This window comes from Streptosporangium sp. NPDC001681, assembly GCF_040298085.1.
GTDB lineage: Bacteria > Actinomycetota > Actinomycetes > Streptosporangiales > Streptosporangiaceae > Streptosporangium.
Genome location: NZ_JBEOZN010000075.1, coordinates 1 through 18,136 on the forward strand (window position 1 = coordinate 1; position 18,136 = coordinate 18,136).

19 protein-coding genes are annotated in these 18,136 nt (G+C 70.3%); 5 read left to right on the top strand and 14 right to left on the bottom strand.

Annotated elements, in window-relative coordinates:
• Position 1 precedes the first annotated feature (1 nt).
• The 8 genes from ABT130_RS29225 to abmR form a co-directional block, all read right to left on the bottom strand.
• On the bottom strand, positions 2-454 hold the full coding sequence (locus ABT130_RS29225; RefSeq protein WP_350960585.1) for a hypothetical protein: 453 nt from the start codon (positions 452-454) through the stop codon (positions 2-4).
• Positions 455-566: 112 nt separating this feature from the next.
• Positions 567-1,523 (bottom strand): DUF7064 domain-containing protein, encoded by a 957-nt coding sequence (locus ABT130_RS29230; protein WP_350960588.1) that lies wholly within the window; start codon positions 1,521-1,523, stop codon positions 567-569.
• Positions 1,524-1,560: 37 nt separating this feature from the next.
• Positions 1,561-1,761, bottom strand: coding sequence for a hypothetical protein (locus ABT130_RS29235; RefSeq protein WP_350960590.1), 201 nt, complete (start codon positions 1,759-1,761; stop codon positions 1,561-1,563).
• Between the two features lie 81 nt (positions 1,762-1,842).
• Entirely contained in the window at positions 1,843-2,217 is a 375-nt protein-coding gene (locus ABT130_RS29240) for an SCO6045 C-terminal-like domain-containing protein (protein ID WP_350960592.1), read from the bottom strand.
• Positions 2,210-3,073: an MbnB/TglH/ChrH family RiPP precursor modification enzyme gene (locus tag ABT130_RS29245; RefSeq protein WP_350960594.1), complete on the bottom strand. Its 864-nt coding sequence runs from the start codon at positions 3,071-3,073 to the stop codon at positions 2,210-2,212. The genes ABT130_RS29240 and ABT130_RS29245 overlap by 8 nt, the downstream gene beginning before the upstream one ends.
• The gene (locus ABT130_RS29250) at positions 3,066-4,013 is read right to left on the bottom strand and encodes a TIGR04222 domain-containing membrane protein (protein WP_350960596.1); all 948 of its coding nucleotides are present in this window, start codon (positions 4,011-4,013) and stop codon (positions 3,066-3,068) included. Before ABT130_RS29250 ends, ABT130_RS29245 begins: the two co-directional genes overlap by 8 nt.
• A 107-nt stretch (positions 4,014-4,120) precedes the next feature.
• On the bottom strand, positions 4,121-5,920 hold the full coding sequence (locus ABT130_RS29255; RefSeq protein ID WP_350926707.1) for a phosphoenolpyruvate carboxykinase (GTP): 1,800 nt from the start codon (positions 5,918-5,920) through the stop codon (positions 4,121-4,123).
• A gap of 290 nt (positions 5,921-6,210) precedes the next feature.
• Positions 6,211-6,738, bottom strand: a complete 528-nt coding sequence (gene abmR, locus ABT130_RS29260) for an ATP-binding transcription factor AbmR (protein ID WP_350960599.1) — start codon at positions 6,736-6,738, stop codon at positions 6,211-6,213.
• Positions 6,739-6,804: 66 nt separating this feature from the next.
• On the opposite strand from abmR, the gene ABT130_RS29265 reads away from it, so the two are divergent.
• The gene (locus tag ABT130_RS29265) at positions 6,805-7,413 is read left to right on the top strand and encodes an acyl-CoA-like ligand-binding transcription factor (protein ID WP_350960602.1); all 609 of its coding nucleotides are present in this window, start codon (positions 6,805-6,807) and stop codon (positions 7,411-7,413) included.
• 23 nt (positions 7,414-7,436) lie between these two features.
• On the opposite strand, the gene ABT130_RS29270 is transcribed toward ABT130_RS29265, so the two are convergent.
• The 3 genes from ABT130_RS29270 to ABT130_RS29280 form a co-directional block, all read right to left on the bottom strand.
• Entirely contained in the window at positions 7,437-8,681 is a 1,245-nt protein-coding gene (locus ABT130_RS29270) for a C40 family peptidase (protein ID WP_350960605.1), read from the bottom strand.
• Positions 8,682-8,871: 190 nt separating this feature from the next.
• Positions 8,872-9,372, bottom strand: a complete 501-nt coding sequence (greA, locus tag ABT130_RS29275; protein WP_343977738.1) for a transcription elongation factor GreA — start codon at positions 9,370-9,372, stop codon at positions 8,872-8,874.
• Between the two features lie 106 nt (positions 9,373-9,478).
• Positions 9,479-9,907 (bottom strand): DUF4307 domain-containing protein, encoded by a 429-nt coding sequence (locus ABT130_RS29280; RefSeq protein ID WP_350960607.1) that lies wholly within the window; start codon positions 9,905-9,907, stop codon positions 9,479-9,481.
• A gap of 228 nt (positions 9,908-10,135) precedes the next feature.
• Between ABT130_RS29280 and mca the strand changes: the two genes are divergently transcribed.
• The 3 genes from mca to ABT130_RS29295 all read left to right on the top strand — a co-directional run bounded on the left by mca (position 10,136) and on the right by ABT130_RS29295 (position 11,716).
• Complete coding sequence (gene mca, locus ABT130_RS29285; RefSeq protein ID WP_350926718.1) at positions 10,136-11,020, top strand: mycothiol conjugate amidase Mca; 885 nt, start codon at positions 10,136-10,138, stop codon at positions 11,018-11,020.
• Between the two features lie 34 nt (positions 11,021-11,054).
• Positions 11,055-11,255, top strand: coding sequence for a hypothetical protein (locus ABT130_RS29290; protein WP_350926720.1), 201 nt, complete (start codon positions 11,055-11,057; stop codon positions 11,253-11,255).
• Positions 11,256-11,347: 92 nt separating this feature from the next.
• Positions 11,348-11,716 (top strand): GNAT family N-acetyltransferase, encoded by a 369-nt coding sequence (locus ABT130_RS29295; protein WP_350960610.1) that lies wholly within the window; start codon positions 11,348-11,350, stop codon positions 11,714-11,716.
• 106 nt (positions 11,717-11,822) lie between these two features.
• Here ABT130_RS29295 and ABT130_RS29300 read toward each other — a convergent pair whose 3' ends face one another.
• Positions 11,823-12,983 carry a hypothetical protein gene (locus tag ABT130_RS29300; protein WP_350960613.1) on the bottom strand — a complete coding sequence of 387 codons (1,161 nt, stop codon included), beginning with the start codon at positions 12,981-12,983 and terminating at the stop codon, positions 11,823-11,825.
• A gap of 402 nt (positions 12,984-13,385) precedes the next feature.
• Between ABT130_RS29300 and ABT130_RS29305 the strand changes: the two genes are divergently transcribed.
• Positions 13,386-15,386 carry a thioredoxin domain-containing protein gene (locus ABT130_RS29305; RefSeq protein ID WP_350960616.1) on the top strand — a complete coding sequence of 667 codons (2,001 nt, stop codon included), beginning with the start codon at positions 13,386-13,388 and terminating at the stop codon, positions 15,384-15,386.
• A gap of 2 nt (positions 15,387-15,388) precedes the next feature.
• On the opposite strand, the gene ABT130_RS29310 is transcribed toward ABT130_RS29305, so the two are convergent.
• Both ABT130_RS29310 and ABT130_RS29315 read right to left on the bottom strand, forming a co-directional pair.
• On the bottom strand, positions 15,389-17,530 hold the full coding sequence (locus ABT130_RS29310; RefSeq protein WP_350960619.1) for a transglycosylase domain-containing protein: 2,142 nt from the start codon (positions 17,528-17,530) through the stop codon (positions 15,389-15,391).
• Between the two features lie 104 nt (positions 17,531-17,634).
• On the bottom strand, positions 17,635-18,114 hold the full coding sequence (locus tag ABT130_RS29315; RefSeq protein WP_030910940.1) for an Lrp/AsnC family transcriptional regulator: 480 nt from the start codon (positions 18,112-18,114) through the stop codon (positions 17,635-17,637).
• Positions 18,115-18,136 lie beyond the last annotated feature (22 nt).

An 18,136-nucleotide genomic window follows, 5' to 3' on the forward strand; every position in this document is an offset into this window, starting at 1 on the left:
TCTACAGGGATCTGGCCGACTTGCCCGGCCTGTATGGTCCTAGGCATTCTTCGGCCTCTGAGAGGATTTCTTCCACGAAAACCCCCAGCTCAGCCGAGGTGAGCACGGCGCGCATACCCACTCCGCCGCCGCCCCACGCCTCCAGGAACGCTCTCCTGGTGAGCCGCCACGCCCCGGCCGGTCCTCGCCGTCCGGGAACCCAGATCGGAATGGTGCGCAGTTGGCAGCGGAGTTCGCCCCCGCCGACGACACCGTTCCTGGCCCGGTAACGAAAGGCGAACAGTTCCGCGTCGCCGGGGAAGCGGTCGTCGGGATCGGGCCACCGCGCCTCGTGGCCGGCGCGGGCCTCGGCGACCCCGCGCGCCAGGCGGGTGAGAATCCAGCCGCAGCGCTCGCCCACCGTCCCGTACAGCGCGCCGTCGCGATGGAGTTCGAGCGTTATCTCGTACGGCATACCGACACTGTCCCGGCACGCCACCGGCGTAACGGTCAGATAAGAACCATCAAGACAACGCACTCCCCCCACCTCAGAGAGGGTATCCCCGGCTCAGACCATCAAAACGTGATCAACGCCATCCATGTCCCCGCCAGCCGGGTGGCTGGTGCCATTCGGTCCATCCGTACCCCAGGCGCCCGTCGGAGGCCTCGAACCGGCACAGGGCACGCGGGAAGCGGGCGATCTCCCCGTCCGGCGACGTCATGGCGACCGGGGCGAAGGCGAGCGGGACGACGGTCATCGGCATCCCCGGCACCTCCAGCCGCGCCCCGGACGGGAATCCGTCCTCCCCGAACTCGCTCGCCGCGGTGAAGCCCTCACGGTGCTCCAGCGCCCCGCCCGGCGGAGCCGTGAAGCAGGGCCAGGGCATCTCGAAACCGACGTTCGCCCGCATGCCGTGGAAGAACGTGCCGTCGTCGAGCCGGCCCGAGCTCCACAGCCACGACAGCTGCCACCAGTCACGCTCTCCCCAGCTGTGATCGCGCTCACCATGGCCGGAGAAGGCGATCTCCTCGCCACCGACCCGGATGGTCCCCGCGACCTCGCAGGGGACCTCGTAGCGCGGGACGAAGCTGTAGGGGTAGGCCTCACCGGCGCTCCGCCACTCCAGGTCGAACGCCAGCGAGGTCGTGGCGGCGCCGTCCAGGTCCCGGTACGCCAGGGCGGGGTCGGAAAGGACGGCGGCCGCCCCGGCCTCGAGGCTCACCCGCAGGGACCGCATGGGGAGCGTCACGTCGTGGGTGGCCTGGAAGCCCTCGCCCCGCACCGCGAGGTCGGGACCGGGGAGCGGGACATGGTGATCGACCAGCAGCACCGTGGGCCTGCCGGCGCCGACCAGGCACGCCCAGTACCAGGCGCGGTTCCAGTTGGGATACAGGCCCAGCCGGACGTAACCGGCGAGCGAGCCGTCCTCGGCCGTGAAGTCGAGGTAGACCGACTCGCTCCACAGCGGCTCGGCACCGGCCGGATGCGCCCCCTCGTCCTCGGGGCGCAGCGGCCAGGTCGCGTGATCGGCGAAATCCCCCACGGTCACTCCCGGCACAGGCACTCGATCAGGTACCGGCTCAACCTAACCGACGGCGCCTCCGCCGCACAGAGCCCTCGGTGCTCTCGGCGCCCTTGGCAGCCGTCGTTCCGGCCTTCCGGCCCCTGGCGCCGGCTGAACGGCGCGCGCGCGAGGAGTGCACGGCCAGGCGTAGCGCGACCAGCCCGGCGACCAGAAGGAGCACGACGAGCACGGTGATAATGATCTTGGTGATGTGCATGCCGACCTCCGGGATGACGTCCCTTCCCGAGGTCCACTACCCAGGGGACGAACATGGACGAACAGGGAAGGCCACAAGTTTCTAACGGCGCCTGGCGAAGGGCGACCATCGGCGGGGCCCGGGGGCCGGCTCGACGGCGATGGACTCCTCCGGCAGCCGCCCCGCCGCGCGCAGCCGGTCGGCGAAGTCGCGGGCGTCGGCGTGCGAGCCGCCCGGCGGCCTAGGGCGGCCTCGCGCGTACGCGTCGAACTCCGCGGCGAAGCCGTCGCCGAGCAGCGCGGCCAGGTCGGGCCGGAGACGGGCCACCGTTCTGCGCCGCTTGGAGATCAGACTCGACTCCTGGATCAGCAGTCGCTCCCTGTCGAACCCCGGCGGCGCCTCCTTCCCCGCCACCAGGGCGGCCATCAGCGCCGCCTGTGCCCCGGCCAGTGCCTCCCTGGCCGCGTCCTCAGACACCGGACATCGCGCCGCGGATCCGGCCCAGCTCCCGCTCCAGCGCACCGTCGCTGGGGTAGTCGTCGTCCCATTCGAGCAGCACCCCCGGCGGAGCGACCCTGGCGCACAGCTCCGAGAGGATGTCCAGCACTTCCTCGGGGACGTGGGCGGTGTGGGTGTCGTGCCACAGCCCCCCGCGGGAGTGGCCCCCGGCGACATGGACGTAGGCGAGTTCGGACAGCGGCAGGCCGTCCAGCGCGGCGGTGGCCGACAGACCCAGGTTGACCTGGTTCGTATAGAGGTTCGCCACGTCGACCAGGAGCCCGACGCCGGTCATCTCCACCAGCTCTCCGAGGAAGGCGGCCTCGGTCATCTCGTCCTCCGGCCAGCCGAACAGGGCCGCGACGTTCTCCAGGGCCAGCGGGACGGGAAGCGCCTCCTGCGCCCGCCGCACGTTCTCCGCGACAACGGCCAGCGCGGCCCTGGTACGCGGCACCGGCAGTAGGTGGCCGGCCTCCATGCCGCCCGCCCTGACGAAGGCCAGGTGCTCGCTGACCAGCGGCGCCTCCAGGGCGCGCGCGCAGTCCGCCAGCCGCGCCAGCCGCCGGGGGTCGGGATGCTCGGCACCGCCGATGCCCAGCCCGACGCCGTGCGGGATCACCGGCACTCCCCGGGCGCGGAGCACCCGCAGCGACTCGGGGAGCCGGGCCGGGTCGATGTTCTCGGCGACGACCTCGACGAAGTCGACCCCGGGCAGCCGTTCCACGGTCAGGTCGATCTCCGGCCGCCAGCCGATGCCCACACCCGGCTCGACCACCGCCGGGAGCGCCCCGTCGGCGACCGTCCTCATCGCGGCGACCGGGGGACGCTCACCCACCGCAACCGCCCCCGCCACACCCACCACCGCAACCGGACCCACCACCACAACCGCCACCGTCACTCGACCCGCCACCGGAGTCGCCCCAGCTCCCGGATCCGAAGTCACCGCCGCCACCGCCACCGCAGGCGCCGACCGCGCAGCCGCTCCCGGAACCACTCACGCTCTGGCGCTGGAGCTCCTCCACAAGGCCCGGCTCGTCGAGCTCCCCCAGCCCGTACAGGGCGACGGGGATGCCGACGGCGAAGGCCAGGCCGGGCGTGACGGGGCGGGCGCCCCGGACGTAGACCCTGCGGGCGGAGACGAGCACGTCGTGGCCCGCGCGGCTCAGGACGTCGCGCAGTAACCGCTTGTGCCGCGCGTAGACGGAGAACCCGAAGAGCGCCGCGATCAGTCCCACCAGCAGCGCCGCGGTGCCGAGTCTCCCCCTGGCGCCCGTGATCAGGATGCCCACCGTGAGGACCAGCGCGACGATCGAGGTGACCAGGAGCCGGTTCAGCAGTCCCCGCGCATGGTCGAGCGCGTTCTCGGGCACCAGCAGGCCCAGCCCCAGCAGCCGGTAGTGCAGGCCGTCGACGGCCTGTCCACCGGCCACCGCGTGGCGGAGCTCGCCCACCGGGGCGACGCCTCCGCGCTGGGCGAGCGCCGCCGTGACGGCGTGCTCGATCGGGTCGGAGGAGGGCAGGGCCCCGGCGACCAGGCTGACCTGACCGCCCCGCGAGACCCGGATCACCCCGGCTTTGGCCAGCATGCCGAGCGCGGTGTTGACCACTCGGCGCGGGCCTCCGGAGAGGTAGGCGAGCTCATAGGGGGTCGGTGGCCCGCCGTGGTGGCGGGTCACCGCCGAGCGGACCCGGCGGTGCTCACGGCCAAGCGTGAAGGCCGTGGAGACGATGGCCAGGGCCGCGGCGAAGGCGATGACGAACAGCGGGAACCCCATGTCCGCCTCCTCGGGGGAAAGGGATCGCAGGCGTGACGTCCCGTGTATCCGGTTGTACGCGCAAAGCCTGTCAGAAGTTTCCCCCGTCTTCGACCCCTTTGCCGGTGTCAGCCCAGGCGGGCGACGAGTGCCTCGTACTCTTCCCAGAGCTCACGGGGCAGGTGGTCGCCGAAGGTCTGGAAGAAGGCGGGCATGAGCGCCGCCTCCTGCCGCCAGATCTCCTCGTCGACGCTGAGCAGCGTCCGCATGTCCTCCGCGGAGACCGCGAGGCCGTCGGTGTCGAGCCCGGCGGGGAGCAGGCCGATGGGGGTGCGCACCGCCTCCGCCCGGCCGTTGAGGCGGTCGACGATCCACTTGAGCACGCGGGAGTTCTCTCCGAAACCGGGCCAGATGAACTTGCCCTCGTCGTTCTTGCGGAACCAGTTCACGTAGTAGACGCGCGGCAGCTCGGCGTTCTCACGCTGGCCGATCTTGAGCCAGTGGGCGAAGTAGTCGCCCATGTTGTAGCCGCAGAAGGGCAGCATCGCGAACGGGTCGCGGCGCAGCTCGCCGACCTTGCCCTCGGCGGCGGCGGTCTTCTCCGAGGCGATGTTGGCCCCGATGAAGACACCGTGCTGCCAGCTCAGCGCCTCCGTCACCAGCGGGACCGCGCTGGCACGGCGCCCGCCGAACAGGATCGCCGAGATCGGCACGCCCGCGGGATCCTGCCACTCACGGGCGATCGTCGGGCACTGCGCGGCCGGGACCGTGAAGCGGGCGTTGGGGTGCGCGGCCGGCTCGCCGGACTCCGGCGTCCAGTCACGGCCCTTCCAGTCGGTCAGGTGCGCCGGGGGCTGGTCGGTGAGTCCCTCCCACCACACGTCGCCGTCGTCGGTGAGGGCGACGTTCGTGAAGATGCTGTTGCCCCAGAGCGTCTCGATCGCGTTGGCGTTGGTGGACTCGCCGGTGCCGGGAGCGACGCCGAAGAAGCCCGCCTCGGGGTTGATGGCCCGCAGCTTTCCGTCGTCACCGAAGCGCATCCAGGCGATGTCGTCGCCGATCGTCTCGACCTTCCAGCCCGGGATGGTCGGCTGGAGCATGGCGAGGTTCGTCTTGCCGCACGCGCTCGGGAAGGCCGCCGCGACGTAGCGCGTCTCCCCCGAAGGCGGGGTGAGCTTGAGGATGAGCATGTGCTCGGCCAGCCAGCCCTCGTCCCGGGCCATCGTGCTGGCGATCCGCAGTGCGTAGCACTTCTTGCCGAGCAGGGCGTTGCCGCCGTACCCCGAGCCGTAGGACCAGATCTCGCGGGTCTCGGGGAAGTGGCTGATGTACTTGGAGGCGTTGCACGGCCACGGCACGTCGTCCTGACCGGGTTCGAGCGGGGCGCCGACCGAGTGGACCGCCTTGACGTAGCCGCCGCGCTCCTCGATGAGGCGCAGCGCGTCCTCGCCCATCCGGGTCATGACGCGCATCGACACGACCACGTACGGCGAGTCGGTGATCTCCACACCGAGCTGGGAGATCTCACCACCCAGCGGCCCCATGCAGAACGGCACGACGTACATCGTCCGGCCGCGCATGCTGCCCTTGAAGATCTCGCCGAAGGTACGGCGCATCTCGGCGGGGGCGATCCAGTTGTTGGTCGGCCCGGCATCCTCCTCGCGCTCGGAGCAGATGTAGGTCCGGTCCTCGACCCGGGCGACGTCGCTGGGGTCGGAGGCGGCGTGGAAGCTGTTCTGCCGCTTGGCCAGGCGTGTGAAGGTCCCTCGCTCGACCAGCAGGTTCGTCAGGCGCGTCCATTCGGCCTCGGAGCCGTCGCACCATTCGATCCGGTCCGGCTGTGTCAGCTCGGCGATCTCCCTGACCCATTCGGCCAGTTCCGCATGACTGGTCGGGCTGGTGGTGTTCACGTCTACGGTAAGGGACACTGCTCGGGCTCCTTTACGCTTCACGGGGCCAAAACATCATTGACGACGAAACCACACTTAATCCAATTGGCGTAGACCAGTGAATTCGCGCGATCAGATGTCAAGGCGCTTCCGGCCCGGCGCCCCCGGAGGCGTATGGCCTGGCAGGAGCCACAGGGCTCTGAAACCCCTACCCAGAAAAAACGGCCCTAAAAAAGCCTTTCCCGCAGTGGTATAGGCCAATGAGAAAGGTCTAAACCAATCAGCGGACAGGTTCAGACCAATTTATCGGCCGTTCCCGCTGCCCAGCCTCAGGAATTCACGTCGGGCCCGGCGGCCCGGACACGGTCGACGTGCCGTAGCGCGTCCCTCAGATCCGCCAGCCAGGTGTCGGTGTGGTCGCCCACCAGACGTACGCACCAGGCGAGCGCGTCACTGCGGCTACGGGCCACCCCCGCGGCCACCAGGGTGTCGAGCACCCGGCGCTCCGACTGCCTGAGCCTGGTCATGACGGGCACCGACAGTGTGGTGAACATCACCGTCTCGCCGCCGACCGCGACCCCCCAGGAGACCTTCCTGCGGAATCGCTGCTCGGCCTCCAGCGCGATCTCCACGCGCCGCTCCCTGGTCTCCTCGCGGAAGCGCAGGATGCCGCCCTCCAGCGCGGCGGAACGCTCCACCTCCGAGACGTCGTCGCCGAGCACGGGAGCCCGGAGCCTGCCGACCACCGCGATCTCCTCGCGGTCCAGCACGATCTCAGGCTCGCCTTCGAACCATTCCCGGGGCAGCCTTCCCGAGAACCAGCCGCGCAGCTTCTCCATTGTTTTATCTTTTTCCATGTAATTTAGATTACAACGTTCACGGCCGCTGTCCATGGCGGCCCGCGCAGACGCGAGAATCGGCGAATGAGATCACCCCAACGCGCCGGAGGGCTGCGCGAGCGCAAGAAGGCGAAGACCCGCCGTGCGATTCAGGAGCACGCGCTGCGTCTGTTCGCCGAGCGGGGATACGAGGCCACGACCGTCGAGCAGATCGCCGAGGCGGCGGAGGTGTCGCCGAGCACCTTCTTCCGCTACTTCCCCACCAAGGAGGACGTGGTCGTCCAGGACGGGTACGACTCGCTGATCGTCTCCGCGCTCCGCGAGAGCAGCCCGGGGGCGACACCCGTCGACGCGTTCCGGCAGGCCGTACGGACCGTGTTCGAGGGCTTCCGCGCCGAGGACTTCTCGCGGGCCGCCGCCGTGACCCGGCTCATCCTCTCCGTGCCCGCGCTGCGGGCCAGGCGGCTCCAGTCCGCCGCCGGCACGCACGCGGCGATGTGTACGGAGATCGCCTCCCGTACCGGCCGCGATCCCCACGACCTCGCCGTCGAGACCTTCGCCGCCGCGGTGATCGGAGCCATGCTCCCCTCCATCGCCCGCTGGGCCGCGAACCCCTCGGAGAACCTGCCCGACCTCCTCGACACCGCCCTCGTCCGGCTCGCCGCCGGCCTCCCGCTCACCGGCACGCGGTAGGCGAAAGATCCAAGGGACGGGGCCTAGCGGACGCGGGCGGCGACCGCCGGGCTGACCCGCACGGCCCCGGCGAAGTTGCGGGTGGTGACGGGGACGAGCTTGACCACGTCGCCGGTCCTGGGAGCGTGCAGCATCTTGCCGTCCCCCCAGTAGATCGCCACGTGCGAGACGTAGCCGGGGTTGGTGGGGTCGTGCCGCCAGAACAGCAGGTCCCCCGGCTGGGCCTGGGCGAGCGGGATCTGCGGGCCCGAGACGAACTGCTGGTGCGTCACCCGGGGCACCGTGATCCCCGCCTGGCCGTACGCCCACTGGACCAGGCCCGAGCAGTCGAAGCTGTCCGGACCTTCCGCGCCCCACACGTACGGGCGGCCGAGCTTGCTGATCGCGGCGGCGAGCGCGGTCCTGACCTGGGGAGTGGTCATGAAGGAACCGGCCGGCCAGTTCGTGCTCCGGGGGACCGTCAGCACCGGGTTGATCACGGCGACCTGCCCTCCCTTGGGCAGTACGCGCAGGAGCGCGCGGCGCAGCTTCGCGGAGTCGGCCTTCGGGGCGCTCACCACGAGCGCGTTGTTCTCCGGGATGCCCAGTGCGCGGGCGGTCGGCCGGGAGACCACCGCGTCGATGGCGCCCATGCCCATCGTGGCGTAGGCGCCGACCCGCAGGTTCTGCCCGGCGGTGGTGAACGTCTTGCCCAGCGGCATGCCCCCGTCGTTGCCCAGGACGAAGGAGACGGCGACCTCCCCCGCCGAGACGTTCCGCCAGAGCCTGTCGGAGCGCGCCGTCGGCTTGGGGGTGTAGGCGCGGAACGTCGAGGGGTTCACCCCGAGCGTCTGAACCCGCTTGCCGTCCAGGATCACCTCCGCGGCGTCGGCGCGCTCCACCGCCCGCACCCCGGAGAGCTGGGCGACCTTGGCCACCACCGCCGAACTGAGCGGCCTGGGCGCCACGACGAAGAGGTGCGGTTTCCGCATCGAGGTCAGCGGCGCCACCGGAGCGGGCGCCTGCGCGGGCTGGACGGGCTTCGCCACCTGGGTCGGCACGGTGGCGACGGACCTGCGCATGGTGACCGTCTCCGGATCGGCCTCCGGCATCTGCGTGTAGATCATCAGACCGATGGACAGCACGCCGACGAGCAGAACGGCGAGGATCGGGACCGCCTGCCTCATCAGACGGGCGGTGCGGCGGCTGTAGCGGAGACGGGGGCGGTAGGCGAGGTCCTGGCGGGCCTGGAGGATCAGGTCGGAGACACGTGGCCGCCGATCGAACACGACATATCCCCTTCTCCCACCGGGCCGGCTCTATGAGGGTGCCGTACACCGCCCGGCGATGCACACAAACCCACCAAAAAGCGTCTTATCTGCAATACGGCCGCAAGACTACAAACCCTCCGCCAAATCCTCCAAGACATGGCAATCCGCCGGGACATCCGTCCCGGCGGATCATCGGAGTATGGGGAGGTCAGTTGCCGACGTACGGCACGGCCTCAAGGATCTCGACGGTGTTGGAACGGCCGTTCGGCATGGTGTAGGTCGCCTTCTCACCGATCTTCTTGCCGTTGATCGCCGAGCCGAGAGGCGACTTGGGCGAGTAGACGTCGATCGGGGCACCGCTCTCCTCGCGGGAGGCCAGCAGGAAGGCGACCTCCTCGTCGTCGCCCTCGAAGCGGACGGTGACGGTCATTCCCGGGCCGACCACGCCTTCGGTGCGGGGTGCCTCACCGACCTTGGCGCTGTCCAGGATCTGACGGAGATGGAAGATGCGGGCCTCCATCTTGCCCTGCTCGTCCTTGGCGGCGTGGTAGCCGCCGTTCTCCTTCAGGTCGCCCTCTTCGCGGGCCGCCTCGATCTTCTTGGCGATGTCGACGCGCCCGGGCCCCGAGAGATGCTCGAACTCAGCCTTCAGGCGGTCGTACGCCTCCTGAGTGAGCCAGGTGACGCTCTCGTTGTGGGAGTCGGCCACGGGTTCTCCTTGCTTCCTCTAGGGGGCTTCGTGCTTGGGGGTTGCGGACGGTCGAATCTCGACAGGCTAACAAGTTAGGCCTTCGTCCGCCTCCTCAAATGTCTCACTATACGAGATAGCAGTACTGGACATGAACGGAAGTGGCCTGAGCACTGGTCTCTAGCCGTTCGGTAAGCCGAACATACCCCTCACCAGCCGGGATATTGACCTCCTTGCTGCCGACCTCGACGTGGCTGACGTCGGTGGCCCGCAGGCGGCAGAGCGCCGCACGCTCGGTTGGTTTGAAGACCTCGAACATGATCTGCGCAGAATCGCCGCGGTCGGCATCGAACGCGATGAGCTGGTTGATGACTTCCGTGTTGCCCTTGGACGCCCACATCACGTAGCCCCAGCCCCCCGCGCACACGGCGCAGAGGATCGCGATCACGACGTGCACGACGAAGCGTCCCCTGCGCTCCGGACGGTCGGGAAAATCGTCCGGGGTGCCGAGGATCGGGCCGTTCTGACGGCCCTTCTCGGCTTCGCTGGTGGCCATGACGGAATCTCCCTGCACTACCTCGGTGTTATCCGAGACAATTGTCCCCTGCGGGGGCCTCGCCCTCGCGACCGCCCAAGAGAAACTAACCTCTTTACAGAGTGACGTAAGCCGAGGGCGCGCGGGGCACCGCGTCGAGCGGAGCGGGGGATACGGCCAGGTTAGGCCGTCCGCGAGGCGACCGACGACGATCCGAAGCGCGACCGACACAGAGGAGACACCGAGCCCGTGAGTGCACCACTCAGGCTGATGGCCGTCCACGCGCATCCCGACGACGAGTCGAGCAAAGGCGCCGCCACCATGGCGCGCTACGTGGCCGAGGGCGTGGACGTGCTGGTCTGTACCCTCACCGGGGGCGAACGCGGGTCGATCCTGAACCCCAAGATGGAGCGCCCGGAGATCCTGGAGAACATCGGCGAGGTGCGGCGCCTGGAGATGGAGCGCGCCCGCGAGATCCTCGGCGTGCGGCAGCGCTTCATGGGGTTCGTCGACTCCGGCCTGCCCGAGGACGAGAGCGAACCACTACCCGAGGGCTGCTTCGCCCTGCAGCCCCTCCAGGTCGCCTCGGCCTCGCTGGTGGCGGCCGTCCGCGAGTTCAGGCCGCACGTCATCCTCACCTACGACGACGACGGCGGCTATCCGCACCCCGACCACATCATGACCAACCGGGTCTCGGTGGAGGCGTTCGAGGCGGCGGGCGACCCCGACCGTTACCCGGGCACCGGTGAGCCCTGGCAGCCCCTGAAGCTCTACTACCACATGGGTTTCACCAAGGACCGGTTCGAGGCGCTGCACGAGGCGATGAACTCCCGCGGCATGGGCTCCCCCTACGCCGACTGGATCTCCCGCTGGGAGGACCGCCCGCAGAAGTGGCCGGTGACCACCCGGGTCCCCTGCGGCGACTACTTCGAGATCCGCGACGAGGCGCTGCTCGCGCACGCCACCCAGGTCGATCCGGACGGCTTCTGGTTCGTCTGCCCGCGCGACCTGCAGCGTGAGATCTGGCCGACCGAGGACTACCACCTGGCCCGCGCGCTCGTGGACGTCGAGCTTCCCGAGGACGACCTGTTCACCGGAATCCACGCGGACACGGTCTCGCACGCCTGCCACTGACACGACCGGGAGGCGGCGGTGGCAGACTTGACGTGTGATTACACCTAACGTCCTCGATGAGTCCGTCGTCAATCCTGGCCTCGTGGGCTTCCTCGTCGTGGCGGCGATGGGGGTCGCCCTCTACCTGCTCGTCAAGTCGATGAGGAGGCAGATCTCCAGGATCGAGGTCCCCTCCGAGGCCGAGCTGAGGAAGCAGCAAAGCACCGCCGGCAGCACGACACCGACCGCCCCCTAGCCCGTTCCGCGTACGTCCCCGGCCTGCCGGAGGCGATCGAGGGGCGACCGGGGGCGATCATCCACATCGCCTGATCCCCGGCCGGTGACGGCATGACACACGCGAAAAACCCGCCCGGCAGGGCCGACACCCCGAGGACGAGCATGGCCGACGACATCAAGGTCTCCGACAACCACGAGGCCGCCCGCTTCGAGATCCTGCTGGACGGCGGGGTCGCCGGGTTCGCCGCGTACCGGCTCCGGTCCGGGAAGATCATTTTCACGCACACCGAGATCCTCCCCGAGTTCGAGGGCAGGGGCCTGGGCGGGCGGCTGGCCGCCGCGGCTCTCGACGCGAGCCGCACCTCCGACCGGATGGTCGTGCCGCTCTGCCCGTTCATCGCCGGCTACATCCGGCGCCACCCCGAATACCGGGATCTGGTGCCGGAGAGCTACCTCGACCTCCTGGACGAGGACGCCTGACCCCGGCGGCCGTACGGCAGGCACCCGGCTCTCCGGACCCGGCCGACCGGCCGCCCCGCGCGTCCCGGCCGTCGCTCCGTCGAGGACCGGACCGCGGCCCTCGCCCTCAGTCCCCGAGGGCGTCCGTCGAGGACCAGGCTCGCTCCAGCGCCCTGGGCAGGCCCCAGCGGCCCAGTGGGGTGAGCACCTCGGTCCTGTCGACGATCCCGAGACACGCCCAGAGCGGGGTGACCGAGCTGAAGAGCGTCTCGGCCGCCTCCAGGTCCTCCGGCTCGTCCATGTCGACGTCGATGTCCTCCGACTCGGCGATGAGCCGGGCGATCCGCTCGGGCGAGGCCAGCACCCCAGGACCGCGCCTGGCCAGGGCCGCGACCACGGCCAGCCAGTCGGCGTGGTGGATCGCGCACAGGGCGGCCAGCACCGAGTCCTCGTGGCTGAGCTCCCCGTCCAGGTCGGTGAAGACCTCCAGCCGGTCCTCCTCCTCCGGCAGGTCGGAGATCGGCCCCGCGATACCCGCCGTGACGGTCAGCCAGAGCTCCTCGTCGTCGGCCGGCAGCGGCTCCCCCTCGTACCCGGCGCAGGCCCGCAGCACGTTTCCCGGATAGCCGGGGCCGGCCAGCACCTCGCGCAACCGGGTGGCCGCGGCCCGCAGCTCCTTGACAGGCCGCTCGGGCTCGGGCAGCTCGGCCAGGATGCGCCGCAGCTCGCCCAGGGCGAACGCCTCCTCCTCGTCCCAGGCGGCGAACAGCTCCTCGTCCTGCTCGTCGGAGACCGCGGTTCCCGGGACTCGCCCGTCGGGCAGCGGGCCGGTGAGCCAGCGCTCCTGGAAGTCCGCGTAGACCTCCCTGGCCTGCTCGTCACCCCGCGCGAGCGCGTCCGGGTCGATCTCCCCCGCGGCGACCCGCTCCTCCAGGTAGGCGACCAGCCGGTTGAACATCTCCTCGCCGACCGGTCCCCGCTCGTCCTCCTCGGGCCAGACGAAGAAGCTGCGGGTGAGCAGGAGCGGCTCGGTGCCCGTGGACTCCATCCAGCGCTGTACGTCCCCCACGGTCGCGCCACCGGACTCGATCGCGCTGAGGGTCGCCTTCGCGGAGTCCCAGAACGGCACCGACAGCGGGTTGCCCGCCGCCAGCAGCGCCCGCCTCAGATCGGGCAGCGCCACCAGCGCCACTCCGGACGGCACGGCGAGCAGCGCGCGGGCAACATCACGCCGGGTCAGCTCGGAAGCCGCCCTTCCGGCGTGCACACAGACGAAGTCGAGATCCACGCCCAGTGAGCCTACGCCCGAAGCGCGATGAACACACCTTCCCCCGGCCTGCGGCTCGCGAGCCCCGTCGCGGGAGGCGTCCGGGAAGACGACCGCCCACCCCGCCGGAAGGGGCCGACCCGGGCTCCTGACACACGCAAGCCTGCCGGACCACCGGAGCGATCGGCGCATGGGCAGGGCGTTCGCGGCCGTCCCCGAGATCACCGCCCCGGAACCCCGGGGCGGTGCTCTCATGGCGGAACCTTCCGGCGCCGGGGACGGGCGCCCTGCCCGTGGCCGTCAACCGGGGTCCGGCCAAGTGTCGGTTTCCCTCTCTCGGTCTAGGGTGAGAAGAACCGTGACGCGCGATCTCCGCGCACCTCGCGAGGAGAAGTACGCACCGCGTACACCGGAAGGGTCTTCATGAACCGCTTGAAGGACGCGACGAGCCCCTACCTGCTGCAGCACGCGGACAATCCCGTCGACTGGTTCGCCTGGGGGGACGAGGCCTTCGCGGAGGCACGGCGACGGAACGTACCCCTGCTGATCAGCGTCGGTTACTCGGCGTGTCACTGGTGTCACGTAATGGCTCACGAGTCGTTCGAGGACCCCGGCACGGCCGCGCTGATGAACGAGCACTTCGTCAACGTGAAGGTCGATCGCGAGGAGCGTCCGGACGTCGACGCGGTCTACATGACGGCCACCCAGGCCATGACCGGCCAGGGCGGATGGCCGATGACCGTCTTCGCCACCCCGGAGGGCCACCCCTTCTACACCGGCACCTACTTTCCCAGGCAGCAGTTCCAGCGGCTGCTGGCCGGGGTGTCGAACGCCTGGAACGGCGACCGGGAGGCGGTGCTCGAACAGAGCTCGAAGATCGTGGAGGCGCTGAACGAGCAGTCGGCGATGCCGTCGGGGCCGCTGCCCACGCCGAGCACGCTCACCCGGGCCGTGCAGAGCCTGGCCGAGTCCTTCGACTCGGCCCGTGGCGGCTTCGGCGGAGCGCCCAAGTTCCCGCCGTCGATGGCCCTGGAGTTCCTGCTGCGCTACGGCGCGACCCCTGCCGGCGAGGACGCGCGGGCGACCGCGAACGCGGCGACGTCCATGGCCGACCGGACGCTGGAGGCCATGGCCAGGGGTGGCATCTACGACCAGCTCGGCGGCGGGTTCGCCCGATACAGCGTGGACGCGGATTGGGTGGTGCCGCACTTCGAGAAGATGCTCTACGACAACGCCCTGCTCCTGCGGGTCTACACGCACTGGTGGCGCTCAGGCGGCTCCGCCCTGGGCAGGCGGGTGGCGCTGGAGACCGCCGACTGGCTGCTGGCCGAGATGCGCACCCCCGAGGGGGGCTTCGCCTCCGCCCTGGACGCCGACAGCGAGGGCGTGGAGGGCAAGTTCTACGCCTGGACCCCCCGGGAGCTCCGCGAGGTCCTCGGCGAGGAGGACGGCGCCTGGGCGATCGACCTGTTCGAGGTGACGGGGACGTTCGAGCACGGCACCTCGGTGCTCCAGCTCCCCTACGACCCCAGCGATCCCGAGCGGTTCGCCCGGGTGCGCTCCGCGCTGCTGGCCGCGCGGGCCCGCCGGGTGCGGCCCGGGCGCGACGACAAGGTGGTGGCCGCCTGGAACGGCCTGGCCATCGCCGCCCTCGCCGAGACCGGCGCCCTGTTCGACCGGCCGGACCTCGTCGAGGCGGCGCGCGAGGCGGCCACCCTGATCGACGGCCTCCACCTGGACGGCGACCGGCTGCTGCGCACGTCCCGCGACGGCCGCGCCGGCACCAACGCGGGGGTCCTGGAAGACTACGCCGACCTCGCTGAGGGCCTGCTGACCCTTTCCGGGGTGACCGGGGAGGTCCGCTGGTTCCGGCGGGCCGAGTCGCTGCTGGAGACCGTTCTGGAGCGGTTCTCCGATGGCTCCGGCGGGTTCTACGACACCGCCGACGACGCCGAGCGACTCTTCCAGCGCCCGCAGGACCCGACGGACAACGCCACCCCCTCCGGCCAGTTCGCCGCCGCGGGGGCGCTGCTGTCGTACGCGGCGCTGACCGGCTCGTCCCGGCACAGGGCGGCGGCCGAGGCGGCCCTGGGCACGGTCACCGTCCTGGCCGACAGGCACGCCCGGTTCGCCGGGTGGGGCCTGGCGGTGGCACAGGCGGCGGTGGCCGGCCCGATCGAGGTCGCGGTCGTGGGGCCGGCCGACGATCCGGCGACGGCGGCCCTGCACCGGGCCGCTCTGATGTCACCCCTGCCCGGCCTGGTCCTGGCACTCGGGGAGCCCGATTCCGGTGAGATCCCGCTCCTGGCCGACCGGGGCCTGGTGGGAGGCGCGCCCGCGGCCTACGTATGCCGTGGCTTCACCTGCCGGATGCCCGTCATCACCCCCACGGCCCTGCGAGCCGAGCTGGCGGGCGGGGCGTAGGGTCACTCGCCCCCTGCGGGGGCGACGACACGGCGGCCCAGGCCGTCGAGACCGGGCCCGTCGCCGCCTCCGTCCGGGCCCTCCGGGCCGTTACCGGGAGGGCCGCCCTGCCCCTCGTCACCCGGAGCCGAGGTCTGGCCGGGGCCGGGGGTCTCCGGTCCGGGACTCGTGCTCTGGCTGGGGCCGAAAGTGCCGGGCTCGTCGGGGTTGGGGGTGACAATGCCCTGGTCACCGCCCTGGTCGTCGTACCGGCCGCCGGAGCCGTAGTCGTCGTACGGGTTGGCGTAGCCGTAGCTGGACGGCTCCTGGAACTCCTTGACCGGCTTGCCGTCCATCGCCTCGGTCATGAAGGCGCGCCAGATCTGGGCGGGATAGGATCCGCCGTACTGGGCGCTGCCGTTCACGGTCACCGGCTTGTTGTCGTCGCGGAACATGTTGACCGCCGTCGCCAGCTGCGGGGTGAACCCGGCGAACCACACGGCCGCCGACTCGTCCGTGGTGCCGGTCTTGCCCGCCACGGGGCGGTCGTACAGGCGGGCGCCCGAGCCGGTGCCCGCCTCGACGACCTGGGTCAGCGCGTAGGTGGCGTCGATGGCGGCCTGCTCGCTGAAGGCGCGCCTCCCCTTGGTGGAGCTCTTCACCACCTTTCCGTCGGCGTCGGTGACCGAGCGGATCACATGGGCCTCGCGGTGGACGCCCTCCGCGGCGAAGGTGGCGAAGCCCGAGGCGTTCTGCACCGCGCTCACCGAGGCCACACCGAGCGGGAGGGTGGCCGCGGCCCGATGCGGGTCGAGCTGTTTGCCGGGGATTCCGGCGGCCTCGGCGACCTTGACCACCTTGTTCAGGCCGACCTTCTGGGCGAGGTCGACGAAGGCGGTGTTCACCGAGCTCTGGGTCGCCTTGACGAGGTTGACCTGGCCGTAGGAGTAGCCGCCCGAGTTGGGGATGTCGGCGGAGGCGATCCGCAGCGGCGAGTTGCCGTCGACCCTGGTGTCCAGGCCGAAGCCGTTGTCCAGGGCAGCGGCCAGCGTGTACGCCTTGAAGGTCGATCCGGCCTGCACCTTGGCCGAGAACGAGTTGTCGAACTTGTTGGCGGCGTAGTCGCGGCCGCCGTAGAAGGCGAGGACCTCACCGGTCGCGGGATCGACGGCGGCCAGCCCGGTGCGGACCTTCTTGGGGGTGTTCTCCGGCAGGACCGAGGTGACGGCGCGCTCGGCGGCGGCCATCAGGTTCTTGTCGAAGGTCGATACGATCTTCAGCCCGCCCTGGTTGATGACCTCGTCGGTGTAGCCCCTGCTTTTGAGCTCGGCCGCCACCTGGTCGAGCATGTAGCCCTCCTGCCCCTTGGGCGCGAAGATCGCCTTGGGCTTTCTGAGGGTGGGGAAGGTCACCTCGGCGGCCTCGGTGGAGGTGATGGCCCCGATGGCCACCATCCCGTCGATCACCGACCTCCAGCGGTCCCTGGCCGCGTAGAGGTCCGCGCCCTGCGGGTCGGCGAACCTGGAGGGCTGCTGGATCACCGCGGCGAGATAGGCGCCCTCGGCGAGGGTCAGCTTGCCCACGTCCTTGCGGAAGTAGGCGTCGGCCGCCGCCTGGACCCCGTCGGCGCCCCGGCCGAAGTAGATCGTGTTGAGGTACTGCTCCAGCACCCAGTCCTTCGACTTCGACTGGTCCACCTTCAGGGAGATCATGATCTCCTTGAGCTTGCGGATTATGGAACGTTCCTGACTGAGACCGCTGTAGTAGTTGCGGACCATCTGCTGGGTGATCGTGGAGCCGCCCTGAAGCTGCTGCCCGGTGACCGTGGACCACATGGCCCGGAAGGTGCCCTTGAGGGAGATGCCCTGGTCGTTGTAGAACGAGCGGTTCTCCGCGGCGATGACCGCGTTCCGCAGGCTCTGCGGAACCTTGTCCAGGGTCACGCTCTTGCGGTTGACACCCTGCCTGGCCAGCACGGTCTTGCCGTCGCGGTAGAGGATCACCGAGCCCTGCGCGGTGGCTCTGGGCTGCGTGCTGTCCGGGATGGGGGTCATCGCCCACACCACCCCGAGCAGGCCGATCACCGAGATGACACCGACGCCGAAGACGATGAGTGTGATCCGCAGGAGCTTCCTCCTGGGACTGCCCGTCCCGCCCTTTAGCACGCGTGACCCCCCGATCGGATCCGTCGCAGACCCCCGACGGTTGCGCGGACCGTTAAGGGTAAACGATGGATAACGGTGTCTGGCCCCTGCTTGGCATGGTACGGCTAGCTCCTCCCCTTGCGTGGGACATCGGCCACCAAAGGCAGAACACGGTATGGCACAGGGGTGTCCAAGGCGATCACCGACGAGGTCCTGACCACGCCCCGGACGTCAACGATCAGGTCAATTACCCGCTGCAGATCGGCATTGCTGCGCGCCACCACGCGGCAGTGCATGTCGTCACCACCGGTGATCGTGTGCACCTCCAGCACCTCGGGGATGGCCGCGAGTTGCACGGCGACCGGGTCGTGCCCGCTGACCTGGCGGATCTGCAGGGTCACGAACGCGGTCACGTCGTAGCCGAGCGCCGCGGGGGCGATGTCCGGGCCGAACCCGGTGACCACCCCCCGGGCGACCAGCCGGTCGAGGCGTGCCTGCACGGTCCCCCTGGCCACTCCGAGCCGCCGCGAGCACTCCAGCACCCCGAGTCTGGGCTCCGCCGCGAGCAGGGCGATGAGGCGGGCGTCGAGCTGATCGATCGTCATGATGTACAGGCGCTCCGCGATG